The 19,177-nt window shown below is 59.1% G+C and carries 14 protein-coding genes, 4 tRNA genes and 2 rRNA genes; 7 read left to right on the top strand and 13 right to left on the bottom strand.

The features are described from left to right. Window positions 1–61: 61 nt before the first annotated feature. The 4 genes from E3227_RS05995 to ramA form a co-directional block, all read right to left on the bottom strand. Window positions 62–3,150 (bottom strand): 23S ribosomal RNA (locus E3227_RS05995). A 478-nt stretch (window positions 3,151–3,628) separates the two neighbouring features. Continuing rightward, window positions 3,629–5,149: ribosomal RNA gene (locus tag E3227_RS05990) — 16S ribosomal RNA — on the bottom strand. Together the 16S and 23S rRNA genes form the textbook arrangement of a ribosomal RNA operon. A gap of 575 nt (window positions 5,150–5,724) precedes the next feature. Further along, entirely contained in the window at window positions 5,725–6,984 is a 1,260-nt protein-coding gene (murA, locus tag E3227_RS05985; RefSeq protein WP_144317885.1) for a UDP-N-acetylglucosamine 1-carboxyvinyltransferase, read from the bottom strand. A 24-nt stretch (window positions 6,985–7,008) separates the two neighbouring features. Continuing rightward, window positions 7,009–7,848, bottom strand: a complete 840-nt coding sequence (gene ramA / locus E3227_RS05980; RefSeq protein WP_136648870.1) for an acetate metabolism transcriptional regulator RamA — start codon at window positions 7,846–7,848, stop codon at window positions 7,009–7,011. A 286-nt stretch (window positions 7,849–8,134) separates the two neighbouring features. Here ramA and cysK point away from each other — a divergent pair, with 286 nt between their 5' ends. Together cysK and epsC are read left to right on the top strand one after the other, a co-directional pair. After that, window positions 8,135–9,070, top strand: a complete 936-nt coding sequence (gene cysK / locus E3227_RS05975) for a cysteine synthase A (protein ID WP_144317884.1) — start codon at window positions 8,135–8,137, stop codon at window positions 9,068–9,070. A gap of 116 nt (window positions 9,071–9,186) precedes the next feature. After that, entirely contained in the window at window positions 9,187–9,786 is a 600-nt protein-coding gene (gene epsC / locus E3227_RS05970; protein WP_136648872.1) for a serine O-acetyltransferase EpsC, read from the top strand. A 3-nt stretch (window positions 9,787–9,789) separates the two neighbouring features. Here epsC and E3227_RS05965 read toward each other — a convergent pair whose 3' ends face one another. From E3227_RS05965 to E3227_RS05945, 5 genes are all read right to left on the bottom strand, one after another. Further along, complete coding sequence (locus tag E3227_RS05965) at window positions 9,790–10,077, bottom strand: GNAT family N-acetyltransferase (RefSeq protein WP_136648873.1); 288 nt, start codon at window positions 10,075–10,077, stop codon at window positions 9,790–9,792. A 109-nt stretch (window positions 10,078–10,186) separates the two neighbouring features. Further along, window positions 10,187–10,259, bottom strand: a tRNA-Phe gene (locus E3227_RS05960). A gap of 29 nt (window positions 10,260–10,288) precedes the next feature. Then, window positions 10,289–10,362 (bottom strand) — tRNA-Asp (locus E3227_RS05955). Between the two features lie 165 nt (window positions 10,363–10,527). Continuing rightward, window positions 10,528–10,601, bottom strand: a tRNA-Asp gene (locus E3227_RS05950). A gap of 32 nt (window positions 10,602–10,633) precedes the next feature. After that, a tRNA-Glu gene (locus E3227_RS05945) sits at window positions 10,634–10,706 on the bottom strand. A gap of 95 nt (window positions 10,707–10,801) precedes the next feature. On the opposite strand from E3227_RS05945, the gene E3227_RS05940 reads away from it, so the two are divergent. Together E3227_RS05940 and E3227_RS05935 are read left to right on the top strand one after the other, a co-directional pair. After that, a complete protein-coding gene (locus E3227_RS05940; protein WP_144317883.1) occupies window positions 10,802–11,131 on the top strand; it encodes a metal-sensitive transcriptional regulator in 330 nt (109 codons plus the stop codon). Beyond that, on the top strand, window positions 11,131–11,715 hold the full coding sequence (locus E3227_RS05935) for a CG0192 family protein (protein WP_144317882.1): 585 nt from the start codon (window positions 11,131–11,133) through the stop codon (window positions 11,713–11,715). The genes E3227_RS05940 and E3227_RS05935 overlap by 1 nt, the downstream gene beginning before the upstream one ends. On the opposite strand, the gene E3227_RS05930 is transcribed toward E3227_RS05935, so the two are convergent. Beyond that, window positions 11,712–12,086, bottom strand: a complete 375-nt coding sequence (locus E3227_RS05930) for a YccF domain-containing protein (RefSeq protein WP_144317881.1) — start codon at window positions 12,084–12,086, stop codon at window positions 11,712–11,714. The genes E3227_RS05935 and E3227_RS05930 overlap by 4 nt on opposite strands. A 77-nt stretch (window positions 12,087–12,163) precedes the next feature. Between E3227_RS05930 and E3227_RS05925 the strand changes: the two genes are divergently transcribed. After that, window positions 12,164–13,222: a hypothetical protein gene (locus E3227_RS05925; RefSeq protein ID WP_144317880.1), complete on the top strand. Its 1,059-nt coding sequence runs from the start codon at window positions 12,164–12,166 to the stop codon at window positions 13,220–13,222. Here E3227_RS05925 and E3227_RS05920 read toward each other — a convergent pair. Further along, window positions 13,219–13,635: a hypothetical protein gene (locus tag E3227_RS05920; RefSeq protein ID WP_144317879.1), complete on the bottom strand. Its 417-nt coding sequence runs from the start codon at window positions 13,633–13,635 to the stop codon at window positions 13,219–13,221. The genes E3227_RS05925 and E3227_RS05920 overlap by 4 nt on opposite strands. 445 nt (window positions 13,636–14,080) lie before the next feature. Then, a complete protein-coding gene (locus E3227_RS05915) occupies window positions 14,081–14,767 on the bottom strand; it encodes a hypothetical protein (protein ID WP_144317878.1) in 687 nt (228 codons plus the stop codon). Between the two features lie 627 nt (window positions 14,768–15,394). Here E3227_RS05915 and E3227_RS11940 point away from each other — a divergent pair. Together E3227_RS11940 and E3227_RS05900 are read left to right on the top strand one after the other, a co-directional pair. Continuing rightward, window positions 15,395–15,637: a helix-turn-helix domain-containing protein gene (locus E3227_RS11940; protein ID WP_144317876.1), complete on the top strand. Its 243-nt coding sequence runs from the start codon at window positions 15,395–15,397 to the stop codon at window positions 15,635–15,637. An 11-nt stretch (window positions 15,638–15,648) separates the two neighbouring features. Next, a complete protein-coding gene (locus E3227_RS05900) occupies window positions 15,649–16,299 on the top strand; it encodes a hypothetical protein (protein ID WP_144317875.1) in 651 nt (216 codons plus the stop codon). On the opposite strand, the gene E3227_RS05895 is transcribed toward E3227_RS05900, so the two are convergent. After that, window positions 16,289–19,114 carry a DNA methyltransferase gene (locus E3227_RS05895; RefSeq protein WP_144318605.1) on the bottom strand — a complete coding sequence of 942 codons (2,826 nt, stop codon included), beginning with the start codon at window positions 19,112–19,114 and terminating at the stop codon, window positions 16,289–16,291. The genes E3227_RS05900 and E3227_RS05895 overlap by 11 nt on opposite strands. Between the last annotated feature and the right edge of the window lie 63 nt (window positions 19,115–19,177).

Here is a 19,177-nt window from a genome sequence, read left to right as displayed (position 1 = left end):
GGGTGTGGTGTGTCAGATACTGCATAGTGGACGCGTCGCACACACACTTTTGGTGTGGTGTTTGTGTTTTTTGTTGGTGTATTAGTACCAGTCACCTTCAACGGTTGCCCGTCTTCTAGATCTGGCCTATCAACCCCATAGTCTGTGGGGAACCTCAAAAGAAACCTCATCTTAAAACAGGCTTCCCGCTTAGATGCTTTCAGCGGTTATCCCTTCCGTACGTAGCCAACCAGCCGTGCTCCTGGCGGAACAACTGGCACACCAGAGGTACGTCCGTCCCGGTCCTCTCGTACTAGGGACAGCCTTCTTCAAGTTTCAACGCGCGCGGCGGATAGAGACCGAACTGTCTCACGACGTTCTGAACCCAGCTCGCGTGCCGCTTTAATGGGCGAACAGCCCAACCCTTGGGACCTACTCCAGCCCCAGGATGCGACGAGCCGACATCGAGGTGCCAAACCATCCCGTCGATATGGACTCTTGGGGAAGATCAGCCTGTTATCCCCGGGGTACCTTTTATCCGTTGAGCGACACCACTTCCACACGTTGGTGCCGGATCACTAGTCCCGACTTTCGTCCCTGCTCGACATGTACGTCTCACAGTCAAGCTCCCTTGTGCACTTACACTCTTACACCTGATTGCCAACCAGGCTGAGGGAACCTTTGGGCGCCTCCGTTACTCTTTGGGAGGCAACCGCCCCAGTTAAACTACCCACCAGGCACTGTCCCCAACCCAGATCATGGGCCAAGGTTAAGGTATCCACTACGGTCAGAGTGGTATTTCAACAACGACTCCACCACCACTAGCGTGACGGCTTCACAGTCTCCCACCTATCCTACACAAACCGCACCGAACACCAATACCAAGCTATAGTGAAGGTCCCGGGGTCTTTTCGTCCTGCCGCGCGAAACGAGCATCTTTACTCGTACTGCAATTTCACCGGGCCTGTGGTTGAGACAGCAGGGGAGTCGTTACGCCATTCGTGCAGGTCGGAACTTACCCGACAAGGAATTTCGCTACCTTAGGATGGTTATAGTTACCACCGCCGTTTACTGGGGCTTAAATTCTCCGCTTCGAACCACAAGGGCTCTAACAGGTCCTCTTAACCTTCCAGCACCGGGCAGGCGTCAGTCCGTATACATCAACATCACGTCTTCGCACGGACCTGTGTTTTTGATAAACAGTCGCTCCCCTCTATTCTCTGCGACCCCCACCAGCACAACAACCGTAAAAGCTGCGCACCGGTAGAGGTCCCCCTTCTCCCGAAGTTACGGGGGTATTTTGCCGAGTTCCTTAACCACAGTTCACCCGACCGCCTTAGTATTCTCTACCTGACTACCTGTGTCGGTTTCGGGTACGGGCCGTGTACACACTCGCTAGAGGCTTTTCTCGGCAGTACAGGATCACCTACATCACCCCTTAAGGGGCTACGCATCACGCCTCACACTTTGTGACAACAAGCATTTCACTCATCGTCGTGCCACACGCTTACACCACAATCCAATAAGTGGCTAGGCTACCTCACTGCGTCACCCCATCACTGGGCTACTACGGTTCAGGCCCCACGCATCACACACCACCGACCAACCCCCGAAGGGATCATCATATGGTGCGGTCAGGGTGGTTAGTATCACCGATTCACCCTTGGGCGCATATACACGGGTACGGGAATATCAACCCGTTAACCATCGACTACGCCTGTCGGCCTCGCCTTAGGACCCGACTCACCCTGGGAAGACGAACTTGACCCAGGAACCCTTAGTCATCCGGCGGATAAGATTCTCACTTATCACTCGTTACTCATGCCTGCATTCTCACTCGTGTACAGTCCACAACCCCTTACAGTATTGCTTCACCCCATACACGACGCTCCCCTACCCACACAAAAATAGTGTGCCGCGGCTTCGGCGGTGTACTTGAGCCCCACTGAATTGTCGGCGCAGAACCACTCGACCAGTGAGCTATTACGCACTCTTTCAAGGATGGCTGCTTCTAAGCCAACCTCCTGGCTGTCTTCGCGATCCCACATCCTTTTCCACTTAGTACACCCTTAGGGGCCTTAACCGGCGATCTGGGCTGTTTCCCTCTCGACTATGAAGCTTATCCCCCACAGTCTCACTGCCATAGAACACTTAAACCGGCATTCGGAGTTTGGCTGACATTGCTAAGATGATAGTCCCGCTCAACCAACCAGTAGCTCTACCTCCGGCAAGTTACTACAACGCTGCACCTAAATGCATTTCGGGGAGAACCAGCTATCACGGAGTTTGATTGGCCTTTCACCCCTACCCACAACTCATCCCCTCAGTTTTCAACCTAAGTGGGTTCGCGCCTCCACAACCTCTTACAGCTGCTTCACACTGGCCATGGGTAGATCACCCCGCTTCGGGTCCAGGACATGCCACTAACACACCCTTATTAGGATTCGCTTTCGCTACGGCTACCCCACACAACGGGTTAACCTCGCGACATGCCGCTGACTCGCAGGCTCATTCTTCAAAAGGCACGCCATCACACACACGAGGTGCTCTGACGGATTGTAAGCGCACGGTTTCAGGAACTATTTCACTCCCCTCCCGGGGTACTTTTCACCATTCCCTCACGGTACTATTCACTATCGGTCACACTGAGTATTTAGGCTTACCGGGTGGTCCCGGCAGATTCACAGCAGATTCCACGAGCCCGCTGCTACTCGGGACACAATCAACGCACACATTGCATGTTTTCACGTACAGGGGCTCTCACCCACTACGGCGCACCATCCCAAGTGACTTCCGCTAACACACAACACACACGCACCAAGTCGACAGCCCTGGTAACAATCACATCCCACAACCCCACACACGCAACCCCTGCCAGGTATCACACGCACATGGTTTAGCCTCATCCACGTTCGCTCGCCGCTACTAGCAGAATCATTATTATTTTCCTCTCCTGCGGGTACTGAGATGTTTCACTTCCCCGCGTACACCCCCACACAAGCTATGAATTCACCTGCGGGTAACACCACACAACTGGTGCTGGGTTTCCCCATTCGGACATCCTCGGATCAACGCTTAGTTGGCAACTCCCCGAGGCATAACGCAGCCTCACACGTCCTTCATCGGCTCAGCATGCCAAGGCATCCACCGTACGCCCTTGATAAAAAACACTACAAAACACACACACAAAAAATAAAGATGCTCGCGTCCACTATACAGTTCTCACACACCACACCCCAACCCCCCCACCCGTGCACACACGCACACAAGCAAGAGACACCAGGATCACAAGGAAACAACACACGTGCTGCCCCAGACACCCAACAGCATGCCAACAACTTCCCACACAACCACACCCAACCACCACAAAAAACAGCAGAGTAGGTGCCAGCCGTACGCGTTTTTGTTTGCTTCACACGGTTCATCACATTCAGTGCACACCAACACGTGGCGCACCCACACACCACCAACACGCATCACAGGCCCACCATCGAAGTAGCACCCCACGTGCCAGTAGCGGGTGTCTCCACAACTGGACATTTCAATTAAAAAACAGGTGGCAGGCACACACTCGGCACCTCAACCACCACACCACACACCCCAACACAGTCAGAATAAGTGTGGTGTGTAAAAAATATAAGCTCCTTAGAAAGGAGGTGATCCAGCCGCACCTTCCGGTACGGCTACCTTGTTACGACTTCGTCCCAATCGCCGATCCCACCTTCGACAGCTCCCTAACAGGTTTAGGCCACTGGCTTCGGGTGTTACCAACTTTCATGACGTGACGGGCGGTGTGTACAAGGCCCGGGAACGTATTCACCGCAGCGTTGCTGATCTGCGATTACTAGCGACTCCGACTTCATGGGGTCGAGTTGCAGACCCCAATCCGAACTACGACCGGCTTTAGAGCGATTAGCTTCACCTCACAGTGTCGCACACGCGTTGTACCGACCATTGTAGCATGTGTGAAGCCCTGGACATAAGGGGCATGATGATTTGACGTCATCCCCACCTTCCTCCGAGTTAACCCCGGCAGTCTCTCATGAGTCCCCACCATCACGTGCTGGCAACATAAGACAAGGGTTGCGCTCGTTGCGGGACTTAACCCAACATCTCACGACACGAGCTGACGACAACCATGCACCACCTGTACACCAACCACAAGGGAAAACGCATCTCTGCGCCGATCTGGTGTATGTCAAGCCCAGGTAAGGTTCTTCGCGTTGCATCGAATTAATCCACATGCTCCGCCGCTTGTGCGGGCCCCCGTCAATTCCTTTGAGTTTTAGCCTTGCGGCCGTACTCCCCAGGCGGGGCGCTTAATGCGTTAGCTACGGCACGAACCCCGTGGAAGGGACTCACACCTAGCGCCCACCGTTTACGGCATGGACTACCAGGGTATCTAATCCTGTTCGCTACCCATGCTTTCGCTCCTCAGCGTCAGTTACTGCCCAGAGACCTGCCTTCGCCATCGGTGTTCCTCCTGATATCTGCGCATTTCACCGCTACACCAGGAATTCCAGTCTCCCCTACAGCACTCAAGTTATGCCCGTATCGCCTGCCATCCCACAGTTAAGCCGTGGACTTACACAAACGACGCGACAAACCACCTACGAGCTCTTTACGCCCAGTAATTCCGGACAACGCTCGCACCCTACGTATTACCGCGGCTGCTGGCACGTAGTTAGCCGGTGCTTCTTATCCAGGTACCGTCACTTTCGCTTCGTCCCTGACGAAAGGAGTTTACAACCCGAAGGCCGTCATCCCCCACGCGGCGTCGCTGCATCAGGCTTGCGCCCATTGTGCAATATTCCCCACTGCTGCCTCCCGTAGGAGTCTGGGCCGTATCTCAGTCCCAATGTGGCCGTACACCCTCTCAGGCCGGCTACCCGTCGACGCCTTGGTAGGCCATTACCCCACCAACAAGCTGATAGGCCGCGAGCTCATCCCATACCGCAAAAGCTTTCCAACCACACACCCACATGTGATTCCTATCCGGTATTAGACCCAGTTTCCCAAGCTTATCCCGAAGTACAGGGCAGATCACCCACGTGTTACTCACCCGTTCGCCACTCGAGTACCACAGCAAGCTGTGGCCTTTCCGTTCGACTTGCATGTGTTAAGCACGCCGCCAGCGTTCATCCTGAGCCAGGATCAAACTCTCCACAAAAAAGAAGAAATTCAGAACTCGTGAAAAGCCCAAACCCAACAAAAACAAACCACACCACCCCACAAGAAAAACCCGCGAGGCAGTACTGGCAAAACCTTCAATTCAAAAATATTTACCGTGCAACCCCAACACAGACCATGCGCATCCGACGAGGAAAACCACACAACCCATGCATCAAACAAGGCCACACCCGCGATTCATTACGATCAAACCGCACACCATGACACAAAACGTGCGCCACAGGGTGACATCGCCATCAAAGGTTCACGACACCACCACCAGCACACACCCACCCACACCACAGTGCAGGCCAGGCACGCCACAATGCACACCACAACAAACCACAAACAAAAACAAAAAAGTACATTGGCACACTATCGAGTTCTCACACAACACACGCACACCCAACCAGCCGCGACACTAATCGCAACCAATCAAAGGAGGCACCAGCGGTAGTTTTCCTGTCCGCCATCTCACCAGAACTCACTCCGGCGGGGCGTTGTCGGTCTCGCTGACTCACACAAAGTTACACACCCCCACAACCAAACACAAACCCCCAGGCAAAACAGGGTTTTCTAGCGCCCCGATTCGCGCTGTACGTTCGCTCCTAAGGCCACAAGGTTCTCCACGAACCTGGGGTAGCCGCGGTCGATGTGGGCGACGTCGTGCACCGTGGTGACACCGTCTGCAACCAGTCCGGCAAGCACCAACCCTGCGCCGGCGCGGATGTCGGAGGCCCACACGTCCGTGGAAGACAGCGTGTCCACCCCGCGCAGCACAACGTGGTGCCCATCGACGTTGGCGTCGGCACCGAGGCGCAGCATCTCATCCACAAAGCGGAACCGGGCCTCGAAGACGTTCTCCGTAATCACGGACACACCGTCGGCAATCGAGGCGATACCGATTGCCATGGGCTGCAGGTCCGTGGGGAAGCCCGGGAAAGGAAGCGTCTGATAATCAACTGCCTTCGGGCGCTGATTTTGGCGGATCCGGAAGCCGTTGTCATAGGTCTCGATGTCCGCCCCCGCGGTTTTCAACTTCGACAGTGCCAGGTGGAGGTGGCGCGGGGCGATGTCGCCAACAGTGATGTCGCCCTGCGTCATCGCCGCGGCGTAGGCCCACGTGCCGGCAACAATGCGGTCACCCACCACGACGTGCTCGGTCGGCCGAAGCTTGTCCACGCCGTCAATGGTGATGGTGGAGCTGCCGGCTCCCGAAATGCGCGCGCCCATAGAGTTGAGCATGTCGCACAGGTCGACGATCTCAGGCTCGCGGGCGGCGTTTTCTAAGGTGGTGCGGCCGTCGGCAAGCGCTGCTGCGGTGACGATGTTCTCGGTCGCTCCCACGGATGGGAAGTCGAGCGAGATCGATGCTCCAGTGAGCCTCTCCGCGCGGGCGACGACAGCGCCGTGCTCAATGTGGGTGGTCGCGCCGAGCTTCTCCAGGCCGGATTGGTGCATGTCCAGGGGGCGCGAACCGATCGCGTCGCCGCCCGGCAGCGCGACGTAGGCCTCCTTGCACCGTGCGACCAGCGGGCCGAGGACGGCCACTGAGGCCCTGAACTGGCGCACCGCCTCGAAGTCGGCGTGCGGCGAGACAGCCGCGGGAGTGGTGATGCGGACCACGGGGCCGTCGATTTCTACGCCGCAGCCGAGGCCGACAAGGACGTCGCGCATCAGGGGGACGTCGAGGATTTCAGGGCAGTTGTGCAGGGTGGTTGTGCCCTCGGCCAGCAGCGCGGCCGCCATGAGCTTGAGCACGCTGTTCTTGGCGCCGTCGACACGCACGACGCCCTCGAGCCGAATACCACCGTGGACCAGAAATCGTTCTTTCACGGCCCCTAGCGTACAGAAACGCGGCTACGGCAGAGCGCCGATGCGGCGGGCGGCATTGACCGCCTCGTAGCGGGTATGCGCACCGAGCTTGCGCATCACGCTGCGCAGGTAGGACTTCACGGTTTCCGCGCCAATGCCCATTTCCTCGGCCGCCTCGACGTTGGTGTGGCCGAGTGCCACGCAGGAGAGCACGTCGAGCTCGCGGGCGGAGAGCTTAGTCGTCTGCTTGATCCGCACGGGCGACACCATCTGGTCGCACAGCTGCTCGAGGTCTTTGCGCAGGTCTTCGTCGGTGACGCGGTTAGCCAGCATGCGCAGCTTTGAGTGCGTGGAGCGCACTTGCTCCCACTCCGCGCTGTTCATCACTCGCCCAGCCTTGGCCGCGCCCTTGCCGCCGTCGGTTTGGCGCAGCGCGGCGTTGATGGCCAGGTCCTGCTCCAGACAGCGGGCGGTCATGGTGACCTCCTCGATCACCTTGTCGCCGAGGCGGACCGGCGAGTGCACGCCGACGTAGAGCACGCCGCGGATCTCGCGCTGCACGATCACTGGCACCGCGACGATCGAGTGCAGCCCCTCGTCCTGGATCTGGCGGTCGTACTCATGGGAGATGACGTTGGCGCGTGTGTAGTCAGAAATACCCACGGCCCTGCGGGTGGTGACAACGCGGCCACCGACGCCGGCGCCCGGTTCGATGACCAGGTTCTGCAGCGCCGGGGTACGCAGGCCGATCCACTGGGTGATCTGAATGCGGTTGTCGGCCAGGAGCGTTCCGTACATGGCCACGGGGATCCCGGTGGCAGTCTTCAACGTCGTAAGGGCGGCGCGGATTGCGTCGTCCTCGTCCCTGATCGTTTGAGCGTCCATCACATTCCTCACGGACCTCACCTAAGCATCTAGGCCCACCCGTGTGGGTGTCCCCGCCGGGGGGAGGTGTCCTGCCTCAAGTTGACGTATAACTGTCTGAAGCATATCGCACTTTTGGGGGTAGCCAAATTTCACAACGGTTACGGTGCCATAGCGTCAATTCCCCCATACCGAGTGGTTCAAAGAGAACATACTGCTTTGTCTACCTAACGAGTGTATAATGGGCTACGATTGACAAAGGATCAGGGGAACCAACCCCCTAGACAAACACTTCGAAGGAGCAATCATGGCAAAGATCGCCGCTAACGTACTCGACCTTGTGGGCGGAACCCCGCTCGTTGAACTGCAGCGCGTGTCCAAGGACACCGGCGCCCGCGTGCTGGCCAAGCTGGAGTTTTACAACCCGGCTAACTCCGTCAAGGACCGCATCGGCAAGGCAATCGTCGAAGCCGCAGAGAAGTCCGGCGAGCTCAAGCCGGGCGGCACCATCGTCGAAGCCACCTCGGGCAACACCGGCATCGCACTCGCGCTCGCCGGCGCAGCCAAGGGCTACAAGGTAATCCTCACCATGCCGGAGACGATGTCCACCGAGCGCCGAGTCGTCCTGCGTGCCTTGGGAGCGCAGATCGAGCTGACCCCGGGCGCCGCCGGCATGAAGGGTGCTGTGGAGAAGGCCAACGAGATCGTCGAGAACACCGACAACGCGATCCTGGCCCGCCAGTTCGAGAACGAGGCCAACCCGCAGATGCACTACGAAACCACCGGCCCGGAAATCTTCAACGACACCGACGGTGAGATCGACATCCTTGTCGCAGGTGTCGGCACCGGCGGCACCATCTCGGGCGCCGGCAAGTACCTCAAGGAGAAGAAGTCGGACGTCAAGCTCGTCGCCGTCGAGCCCGCCGCTTCCCCTCTCCTGACCAAGGGCGAGGCCGGCCCGCACAAGATCCAGGGCATGGGCGCCAACTTCATCCCGGGCACCCTTAACCGCGAGATCGTCGACGAGATCATCACCGTCTCCAACGAAGACGCCTTCGCCGCGTCCCGCGAGCTCGCCCGCGAGGAGGGCATTCTCGGCGGCATCTCCACCGGCGCAAACCTCAAGGCCGCGCTCGAGGTCGCATCCCGCCCCGAAAACGCTGGCAAGACCATCGTGTTCATCGTCTGCGACTTCGGCGAGCGCTACATCTCCACCCCGCTCTACGAGGACATCCGCGACTAAGAGCCGCTTTTTCGCTTATCGACGCCCCTTCGCCGGGCGTCGATTTTCTTTTATTGTGAATCAAAAGCGTTGCGACCCTTCGGGCGTCGTCACGCGCGCTGATAAGCTCGAGCACCATGATAAAGGTGCTGAGAAGGATCACGGCGACGATCAAGGAAGACCTCGACAACGCCCGCCTGCACGACCCGGCCGCGCGCGGCGACGTGGAGAACGCCATCGTGTACTCGGGCCTGCACGCGATCTGGATCCACCGCGTGTGCCATTCGATGTGGAACAAGGGTTTCAAGGGCCCGGCGAGGGTGCTCGCGCAGTTCAACCGCTTCCTGACCGGCATCGAGATCCACCCCGGCGCCACCATCGGCCGGCGCTTCTTCATCGACCACGGGATGGGCATCGTCATCGGCGAGACCGCCGAAATCGGCGACGGCGTCATGCTCTACCACGGCGTCACCCTCGGCGGACAGGTGCTCACACAGACGAAACGCCACCCCACGATCGAGGACAACGTCACCATCGGGGCTGGCGCCAAGGTGCTCGGGCCCATCACCATCGGCGAGGGCTCCGCTGTGGGCGCGAACGCGGTGGTTACCAAGTCCGTTCCGCCCCACTCGATTGCCACCGGGGTCCCCGCGAAGCACCGCAAGCGGATGCAAGGCGAGAAGACGCACCTGGTCGACCCGGACCACTACGTCGACCCCGGCAGCTACATGATTTAACTGCTAGCTGGCGACGAGGTCGCGGTAACCTTCGTTCTTGCTCAGAAAGTGAGCCACCGCCGAGCAGGTCGGGATGATCTTTTTGCCGGCGGTGCGGGTGTCGTCAAGCGCATGCTGGATCAGGGGCGTCGACAAGCCCTGGCCGCGAAACTCGGGCTGGATCACGGTGTGGTTGAAATCGCGCACACCCTCGCCCGTCTCGCGAAATGCTGCGTACCCGGCGACCTTGTCGTCGACGAAAATCTCATAGCGGTTTTGGCCCTCGTTCAGTTTGACGGTCTGATCTGCCATGGTTTGATCCTTTCACTTGGGTGATGTGACACCCACCCTAGTGAACTCCGGCGCAGCGTGCCGTAAATGCAAACATCCCCTCCACCTAGGTGAAGGGGATGTGCAGGTGTGGCCAGAGCCAGGATCGAACTGGCGACCCCACACTTTTCAGGCGTGTGCTCTACCGACTGAGCTATCTGGCCGTAAACCGCCTCATCACAAAGCGATTCGGCGACCCTGACGGGACTTGAACCCGCGACCTCCGCCGTGACAGGGCGGCGCGCTAACCAACTGCGCCACAGGGCCAACTGTGTAATTTTCGCGCTCTTCCGCGACCCTCAAGACCGCGTTGTGCACGAGTGTTCACTCTACACAGAGCGCTTGAGCGAGCACAAATCGCCAGCTCTTCGCGCCTTTTGCCCGACAAACGAAAAACGGCCGAGGTGCTTCCTCGACCGTTTTTGTGTATTGCGACCCTGACGGGACTTGAACCCGCGACCTCCGCCGTGACAGGGCGGCGCGCTAACCAACTGCGCCACAGGGCCGTATTTATTTTGTTCGAACCGTGGGGCTCGAGTACCCCCAACGGGATTCGAACCCGTGTTGCCGCCGTGAAAGGGCGGAGTCCTAGGCCTCTAGACGATGGGGGCCAAGCGCACCAAAACAAAAGCGTTGAGGCAGCCCGATCATCATAAACCAGCGCGAGAACATGGAACAAACCTGCAGGCCATGTAGAGTTTCGGCCATGACTACTCCCGCCACCGAGCACAACCACGGCTACAGCCACGACAGGGACCGTTACTCCGCTCGCCTCAAGCGCATCGAGGGGCAAGTTCGCGGGTTGCAGCGCATGATCGAGTCCGACCAGTACTGCATTGACATCCTCACCCAGATCTCCGCGATCACCTCCGCGCTGGAAAACGTGGGGCTCTCGCTTCTCGACGAGCACCTCAAACACTGCGTCGCGGGGGCCGTTACCGGGGCCAGCGCTTCCGGCGACCAAGTAGCGGCCGACGCTGTGGACGCTAAGGTGGAGGAAGCAATGAAAGCAATCAAGAGAATGGTGAAAAGCTAATGGCTGAAGCAAAGATTTACGACGCAGAACTCAACCCCAGCAAAGACGAAATTGCCCAGAAGTACTCGCTGATTGCGAAGCAACTCGGCTCCTACCGCGCCGTCGACTCCGACGGCAAGGTAGGCATTGAAATTCTTGTAGGCGAAGACTCCGAGGGCAACCTCACGCAGCTCGGCCTGTCCTACCGCGAGGCCGGTGAGGCGCTTGACGACGAGTTGACCCCCATGACGCACTCCGAGCTCGGCGAGCGCTCCGTCGCACAGCTCACGGCCGATCCCGTCGCCGTGCGCGAAATTATTTCGTTGATCCTCACCGGCGGCCACGGCGCAGACTTCTCCACCGGCGAGCCCGTCTTCGACGTCTACGGCACGGGCACGAACCCGGACGCCAAGGTCACCTCCGTCGACGTTCAGGAGCACAACACCTACACCTCCCTCGGCGAGGTCGAGGTCGACGGCGAGGAGAAGAAGTTCCAGCTGCGCATCCAGAAGCGGGTCGTGCCGCAGCAGCGCGCGGCCGAGGACGAGCTGGCCCTGGTTAAGGAAGGCGATATCACGCTGATCCGCCTCGAGCTCTGGCGCTAGCTAACGATCTCCTTGCCAAACGGGAAGCAGGTCACCGGGATGAGCTTCAGGTTCGCCCAGGCCAGCGGGAGGCCGATGATGGTCAGAGCCTGCACCACCGCGGTGGCCACGTGGCCGAGGGCGAGCCACAGGCCAGCGACAACGAACCACACGACGTTGCCGATCGTGCTGGCCGCACCCGCATCCACTTGCACGACCTCGCGGCCAAACGGCCAGAGGACGTAATTGGCAATGCGGAACGACGCCACCCCGAACGGGATGGTGATGATGAAGATGCACGCGATCACCCCGGCGAGGATGTAAGCGATAAACAGCCAGATTCCCGCAGTGATCAGCCAAATGATATTGAGGATTAAACGAATCAGGCCCATATCCTCGACACTACTCGCAGCGCGCGGCCGGTGAATCCGGTTGCGCGCCCTTTCACCAGCGTGCGAGCCTAGATGGCATGGACGTGATCCCCCACTCGCACTTGGGCACCCCCGATAACCCCTCGCCCGCGGCCCACGACGCCGTCGCGGTCTGGGCTGCCGACGAGGCAGCTCAGTTCGGCCACGACGACCTCGCCTACTCCGCGCGGGAGCTGGCGGCGGTCTACGGTGACCAGGTGCGAGCGCAGCGCGCGATGCTACTCGCGTACGAGCACGACCGCTGCCTCGGTCTTGCGAACGTGGAGTTGCCTTTAGCCGACAACCGTCACATGATCGCGGTCGACTTCCGCCTGCGTCCCGAGGCCCACGGAGAGGGCGTGATGGATGCGCTTCTTGCCGCAATAGGCAACCACGCAGACGACGATCGCAGCACGCTTTTGTGCTGGACCCCGCCAACCCGGCTGTCCGACACCGGGTTGACGCCGAAAACGGGAACGGGGACACTTCCCCGCACCCCGAGTAACGATTGGTTTGCAGCGCGCGGGTTCGCTCTCGAGCAGGTTGAGCTCGTGAGCACGCTGCGCGTCGCCGACGTGGTTGAACGGGCGAATGAGGTGGCGGCGAAAAGCCCCGAGTACGACGTCGTCTCCTGGGTCGGCCCGACACCGGAGCGCTGGCGGGAAGCGATGGCGCTGCAACGGGCGTCGATGAGCACGGACGTGCCGCTCGGAGGCATCGACATGGAGCCGGAGGTCTGGGACATCGCACGTCTTCAAGAATTTGAGGCCGTCGAGCGAGCAATGGGCCGGTCGATAGTATGGACGATCGCCGTTGAGCGAGCTACCGGGGAGGTAGCTGCCCACACACTGATCGTGTGTCCGGAGGCTGGCCGCACCGACGTTGGCTTTCAGGGAGACACCCTGGTTCGCCCCGCCCACCAAGGGAAACGGCTTGGCTTGCGGGTAAAGGCCGCGAATCTGCGTCAGCTCGCCGACGCACACCCGGGCGTTGAACGCGTTTACACCTGGAACGCCGGAGAAAACCAGTGGATGCTGGCGATTAACGAGCAGCTCGGCTTCGCACCAGCTGCGGCGGTGGGCTGTTGGCAGCGGGGCGTCGACAAGCGAGCGGATTAGTCCCACCAAAAGTCCCAGTCGTCCTGTCCCCTGCGCAAAACGGGCGAATAGTTGTCGACGCTATCCCAGCCTTGCTCCAGAATGTCGGGGGCGAACACGCACGCGGCGAGGCGCCGGAGGACAACTCCACCATCCGGCACGTCGTCCACCTGATCAGGGCTAGAGATCGGGCCTTCGACGACGAGCGGCCAGAAACCGAGCTGCGGGAACCTCCCTTTCAGATGTCGGGCAAGGTCCGCGAGCCTCGGGTCAGGATCGAGGTGAAATCCCGCCGTTACCTCGCGTCGCTCGGGCATGGAGACAACCCGGGGCAGGGGATGAAAGCCGGCGTCAGCGAGCAGCGACGCGAGCGCGTCTATGCTTCCGGGGTGTTGGCAGAACAGTTTCTGAGATGGGTGCGCGTCGCGGGGCACTGTTTCATTCCCCCAAAAACCAAGAAAAGTGCAGGGTGCACAAGGGGGTTTACCCTGCACCCCTCGGAAAAACCCCGCCTACGCTTCGTGGACAAACACGGTTAAAAGTGGGCCCTCCGGGGCTCGCCGTATTGCCCCCTGTATGTGCTGGTAAAACGGTTTTTCTCGGTTTCAGCGCTCGGGGAATTCCCTCTATATTCCCTAAACACCCCAATTCGGAGGCGGTTCTGGTTCCTGATTCCCTCCATACTTTCCCTCGATCCTAACGCCGTGCGGGGGCCTACAGCCCTGCGCGGCGCTTCCCCTTCCAGGATTATGCAACTGGCCCGTTGGGGGCAGTCCAGCAGAAGTTTGTTACGTGTAGATAGCGAACCGCAGAGGTTCACCAGTTTTCGAGGGTCTAACCCCGTTTTTGTCCATCCTCAGAGCGCGGAAAGGTAAATAGTTACCACTCACAAGAATCGTCAGCAGGTGGGTATTCGTACCCGGCAGGGGGCGAGACTCTGAAACCGATCTCTTCGAGAATTTCAGATGCTAGACGCGTGTTCTTGCTAATGATTGTTTCAGCTTGTCGCTTTCGGTAATCGCGCCTGCCTTCCTTTACTCGCGCTTCCCACCCAGCCAAAGATTCAGCATTGAACTCTCGAATAACAAGTTCGATAATATCTTCGAGACAAACTCGGTACCGGTGCCCTCCCATAGGAAAATGCAAATTCTGCTGCTGAGCGGAATCTTCGTGCTTACCTGCTCTAGCGAGCATCAAGCCCAAGGGAACTGAGTCTGAGTGAAAGTGAAAATGGGATACCGGCTTAGAGTTCGCATTGCGGTCATACTCAAATCTCACCACTGGAACAGGGCGACTATTGGCTTGGTATTCCAGTGAGAAACTGCTTGCTTCTACAGCTATATGTCGACCGGTCGAATTGGCGCAAAGATTATAACCGCAAACCAAGGAAGCACGATCCGAGCTTCGGATATCGAGCTTTTTGGTTGCGCCGAAAGATGCACGAAGGGTGTCTGAGGAGATACGTGCATTTTTGAACTGAGTATTGCCGGGTAAGCACGCATCTAGCAGTTCGCGAATTTCGCTCGCAAACTCACCTACCCGCCTTTCAAACTCGTCAATATCCACTGAGGTAATTAACCATCAATGAGCCAGGAAAGTGAATCGTACCTATCGAGTAACTCTGCCTCGTCCTGACCAATCGCGTCGACAGCACGGAGGCGCCGCAACGTGTCAAGGTTAAGAGGATGCATAGCATGTAAAACCTGTTCCCGCTCTTCAATGAGCTGATGAGTGGTTTTACGGGCAAATAAGGGCGTTGACATGATTTCTACCTCCTAACGGGTGAGGGCGCGATCTAGGTGACTCACATTGTATTGAGGTTTGAACGATCTCGAACATCCGGATAGCTACCAACTCAGAAGCTGCATGTCAAATGCCCTGAAGGTTATCCACAGGGGGTGAACCTCGGGGGCATCCAGGATATAACCCAATCACGCCACCCGGTTCTACACCACTATCAGACTCGAAACTCAGTTTCCCATCCACCCGTTGCCGGTTACCACCCGTCTGCTATGCGCGTCTTCCCCGGTGAACTCGCGCCGGGCTTGCGCGTGCGCGCGTATGGGAGCGTGTGTGAACGTTGCGTTTCCAATGTGGCGGGTTTAGTTGTTCGTGTTGTTCCGGGTTGTTTCTTTTCGTTCTGTAGGGTGTGGGTTGTAGGTTTTTCGTCACTGTTACGTTTAGGAGCGTGTTATGCCTGTTCAGCCACTACAGGGTTTGGGTAACTTGGCCAGCGTCGAGGATTTCGCGGCTGCTGTTGGTTCGCACACGGTTACGATTCGGCGGCTGTGTCGTGAGGGGCAACTACCGGCGATCCGCGTAGGTGCTCGGTGGTTGATCCTCACGGACGAGTTGGTTACCGCTGCGCGTGCCCGCTGCTTGGACGTTGATAACGGTGAGGGCCTACGACCTTATTCCGACTTCCTCAATGACTAAAGGACTTCCCTATGCCAGAACTACGTTTTACCTCTGCCAGTGATCCCGCCTACCTTGACCTGTTTAAGCAGGCTATGGTGCGTGTGGGCGTGTTCCCGTCCGCGTACGATATTGACCGCTTAGCTCGTGATGTTTACGCCCTGGTGCCCGCTGACATGCGCGTGGTGAACGCTAACTACATGATGGGGCACCTGCCGGACGGTGTGACGCTGTTTAAGGCGGTGCCCGCATACCGTCACAACGCGGCCAACGACTACCCAGCGTTGCCTAAGCCCTCGGACTTGGACGGTGCCGACTACGCCGGGACGGGTCTCACTTTCGACGGTTGGGCCGATCTAGTGGCCGGTGTGCGTGACATGGTGCATAACCTGACCGGGAACGAGCCAAGCGCATACCGCTGCGTTGACCTGGCGGTGGATTTGCTCGCGTCGTCTGGGGTTGCTGTCTCGGCGGATAACCCGCGTGCATTCGCGCGGCGCGTGGCCGGTGCACTGGGTATGCAGGAGTTGGCGGCGCTCGTCGAGCGTTACCGCGTGGGTGCTGGTTTCTACCGCTGGGACAGTGAACTTTCAGGCGCGCCGGTCGCACCCGCGGGGGCTGGTGGGCCGGTGTCGTTGAATGGCGCCGCGTTCACCTTTCAAAGTGGCGTCCCTACTCCGTAGCGGTTAGCGTACCGTAGTTGGCGAACAGTAGCTCTTGCCGCTGTCGCTCCGTAGTGAGCTTGCGTGGCGCCCCCATCGCCTTGTCCACCTCCCGGTCGAGAGCGTCGTGCGCCTTGACCAGGGCGGGGTCCATCGCTAGTGGGTTGTAGTGCTGCGCCAGGGAGCGTCCAGGATACAGCTCGCGCGCAGCGAGGACTTTCTCACCCGCAGCGATGATGCGCTGGCGCGAGGAGTCGTCCAAATCAGGGATCGGAAACGTGTACCACGTCAACGTTGAACCGAAGCGTAACCGCGATTCTAACCGGCCGCCCACTGTCTTCTGCCAGGTGATGAACATCGAGGACGAAATCAACCCGAACTGCACACCAGTCGGGTCGGCGAGTTGGAAGTTCGCATTACTCGAAATGACATCAGGGCCAAAACGCTCAACAGGGTAATATCGTCGAAGTTCACTGACATGGATGGGTATCGACAGGTATTCCGTATGCATCTTGGCTCGCTGGCGGAAAAGGCTCGGGAACTGCGCAAAATCTCGCGTGCTGGCCGCTTTTGACACTGCGCGGAAGTCCCGGACCGCTTCCACTCGCTGTTTGAGGATCGGGGAACGGGCAATGTCATCCGGGTCAGCCCCATCGAGCCACAGGCACCATCGTTGCTCCCCATGCAGTAGCTCGCGGGCGCCAACGTAGCGGTGGACATACTTCGCGGCGATGGGGTCAGCCGTAACTTCGTCGAACTCGTGTGGTTCAACGATCAGATGCCCACCATCAGTCGGCTTGGAACCATAGGCTGTTTTCTCGACTACAGGTGAGATAGGCTTTGATTCTTTCTCGACGAGCACGTTAGGCCCGTCCACGAGGTAGGCGTTGATCGCGCGCTCTACCGGAACTTCTACTGGTTCTGCTTTCATCCTCGGGTAGTCCCACAACCGAGGGCGCGGTTCATTAGCACGGTCAAAACCGACAATGACGCAGTGAACAGCCGCCTTGCCGGGAGCCTCGGAGTCCCACGAAAACGTGCGGTGAGCAAAACGGATACGCCAGCCCGCCTTAAAGATCGGGCCGAACAGACGCGGCACTTGATCGCCTTGCACGATGGAGTTCGTCGTCACGAAAGCGAAAGAACCACGTCGGTTGGCTAACAGATCCAAGCTCTTAGCATGCCAGCCAGTCACAAAGTCCAGGCGCGAAAGGGCGGCGGTCTTCCCAGCCCACACCCGTGCCAGGTCTGCCTGCTGCTCTTTCTCCCGCCCATCCCCACGAAACGGTGGGTTGCCGAACACGTAGGTCTGTCCGGTGACCTCTGGCACGAAGTCCGCCCAGTCCACGGCCAGGGCGTTGCCATGGTGGACATGCGCGGTAATCGTGATGGGCAAGCGCTCCGGGGCCATGCCCACCGCATCGGCCAGCTCCCGGTTGGCCTGATGATCGACCAAGAACATGGCAGTCTCGGCGATCTTCGCCGGCCACCAGTTCAACTCGATGCCGTAGAACTGGCCGATGGAAAGTTTTTGCTCCCACGTAATGTTCAGCGCGTCCTCGGTCAGTCCCTCGCGCTGCCGGATAGCCACGATTAAGTCCGTCTCTATGCGACGCAGTTCGCGGTAGGCGACGATGAGAAAGTTTCCAGACCCGCAGGCAGGGTCGATGAACACGTGGGTGGCGAGCTGGTCGAGGAATACTTTGAGGTTCTCCGCCTGCTTCTTCGCACTACCCGTCTTGGCCGCGATCAACCGGTCAGCTTCGGCACGCAGTTCGTCGAGGAACAGCGGGCCCAGGGTTTTCAGGATGTTTTTCTCGGAGGTATAGTGCTCACCATCACCGCGTCGTGCTTCCTTGGACTTCACCAGCTGGAACAGGGAACCGAAGATAGCGGGGGAAATGTCCGTCCACCGGAAACGACAGGCATCGAGCAGGGCATGGCGCATCTCGGGGCTGAAAAACGTCGTGGTGCGCAGCTCACCCGCCCGGTCAAACAGTGAACCGTTGACGTAGGGGAATGCGGCCATCGCCTCCGGGACACGACGCCGCTTTCCCTCCGGGGTGTTGAGCACATCGAACAACGCGTCGAGCTGTGAGCCGAGGTTCTCACTTGTCGTGCTCTCGAGTACGAAACGGTAGAACAAGTCCTGCTCCCACAGGCCGGCATCGTCGCCGTAAAGCAAGAACAGCAGACGGGTGAGGAACACCGATGTTCGTTGAACATCCGCGTCCTCGTCCTCCGGGTTCGTCGGCGCGGCGTCGGCGACGTTTTCGTCTACGTCGTCACCTGCCATGGCAGTGAACAAGTTGGCCATGACTTTCGACGCCTTGATGGACGCCGCTTCTTCTTCCTCGCGGGTCATGGTGTCGTCGTAGCCTGCGAGGAACTTCAATTCATCGACATGGTCGGTGACCTCGGCGAGGGGAAAGGCGATGTCGAAGCGGTACTCCGGAGCGCCGAGACGCAGCAGGCGGAAAGTCTCGAAGTCGGTGGCGACGATGTAGCGGGGCTGCTCAGTGTCGGAGACAGACCCGCCTTGGAGATAGTCGCGGGCTTGGTCGACCGCAATTTGGAGGTCGACGCCTGGCTTCTTCGCCTCGCCGATGACCACCGACGGCCAGAACAGGTCGATGTAACCGGTGTTGCCACTTGAGCCGCGGCGGGCATCCTGCTCGAACAAGTCCATGCGCGTGGCAGGGATACCAAAGCAGGCGAGGAAATCTGACCAGAACGACTGGGCATACTTCTTCTCAATCGCCCCTTGGTCGGCGGCAGTCCAGCTGTCGAGGCGGGTGCGCCAGTGGAGCTTGAATCGGTCGAGGTTGTGCCGCATCTCTGAGCGGTCCGGGCGGCGAGGGGCAGGTGAAGTCACGGGACTAGCCTAACGTCGCTGTAT

It is taken from the genome of Corynebacterium sanguinis, from assembly GCF_007641235.1.
Classification (GTDB): domain Bacteria; phylum Actinomycetota; class Actinomycetes; order Mycobacteriales; family Mycobacteriaceae; genus Corynebacterium; species Corynebacterium sanguinis.
The sequence above is the reverse complement of the archived record's forward strand: the minus strand, read 5'-3'. Positions and strand labels throughout refer to the sequence as shown.

Bases quoted from the DNA above. Each gene is read 5' to 3' on its own strand.
- E3227_RS11940 (WP_144317876.1), top strand. From the start codon at position 15,395: ATGCCTGTTCAGCCACTACAGGGTTTGGGTAACTTGGCCAGCGTCGAG.
- epsC (WP_136648872.1), top strand. From the start codon at position 9,187: ATGATAAAGGTGCTGAGAAGGATCACGGCGACGATCAAGGAAGACCTC.
- E3227_RS05935 (WP_144317882.1), top strand. From the start codon at position 11,131: ATGGCTGAAGCAAAGATTTACGACGCAGAACTCAACCCCAGCAAAGAC.
- cysK (WP_144317884.1), top strand. From the start codon at position 8,135: ATGGCAAAGATCGCCGCTAACGTACTCGACCTTGTGGGCGGAACCCCG.
- ramA (WP_136648870.1), bottom strand. From the start codon at position 7,848: ATGGACGCTCAAACGATCAGGGACGAGGACGACGCAATCCGCGCCGCC.
- E3227_RS05900 (WP_144317875.1), top strand. From the start codon at position 15,649: ATGCCAGAACTACGTTTTACCTCTGCCAGTGATCCCGCCTACCTTGAC.
- E3227_RS05965 (WP_136648873.1), bottom strand. From the start codon at position 10,077: ATGGCAGATCAGACCGTCAAACTGAACGAGGGCCAAAACCGCTATGAG.
- E3227_RS05940 (WP_144317883.1), top strand. From the start codon at position 10,802: ATGACTACTCCCGCCACCGAGCACAACCACGGCTACAGCCACGACAGG.
- E3227_RS05925 (WP_144317880.1), top strand. From the start codon at position 12,164: ATGGACGTGATCCCCCACTCGCACTTGGGCACCCCCGATAACCCCTCG.
- E3227_RS05895 (WP_144318605.1), bottom strand. From the start codon at position 19,114: ATGCGGCACAACCTCGACCGATTCAAGCTCCACTGGCGCACCCGCCTC.
- E3227_RS05930 (WP_144317881.1), bottom strand. From the start codon at position 12,086: ATGGGCCTGATTCGTTTAATCCTCAATATCATTTGGCTGATCACTGCG.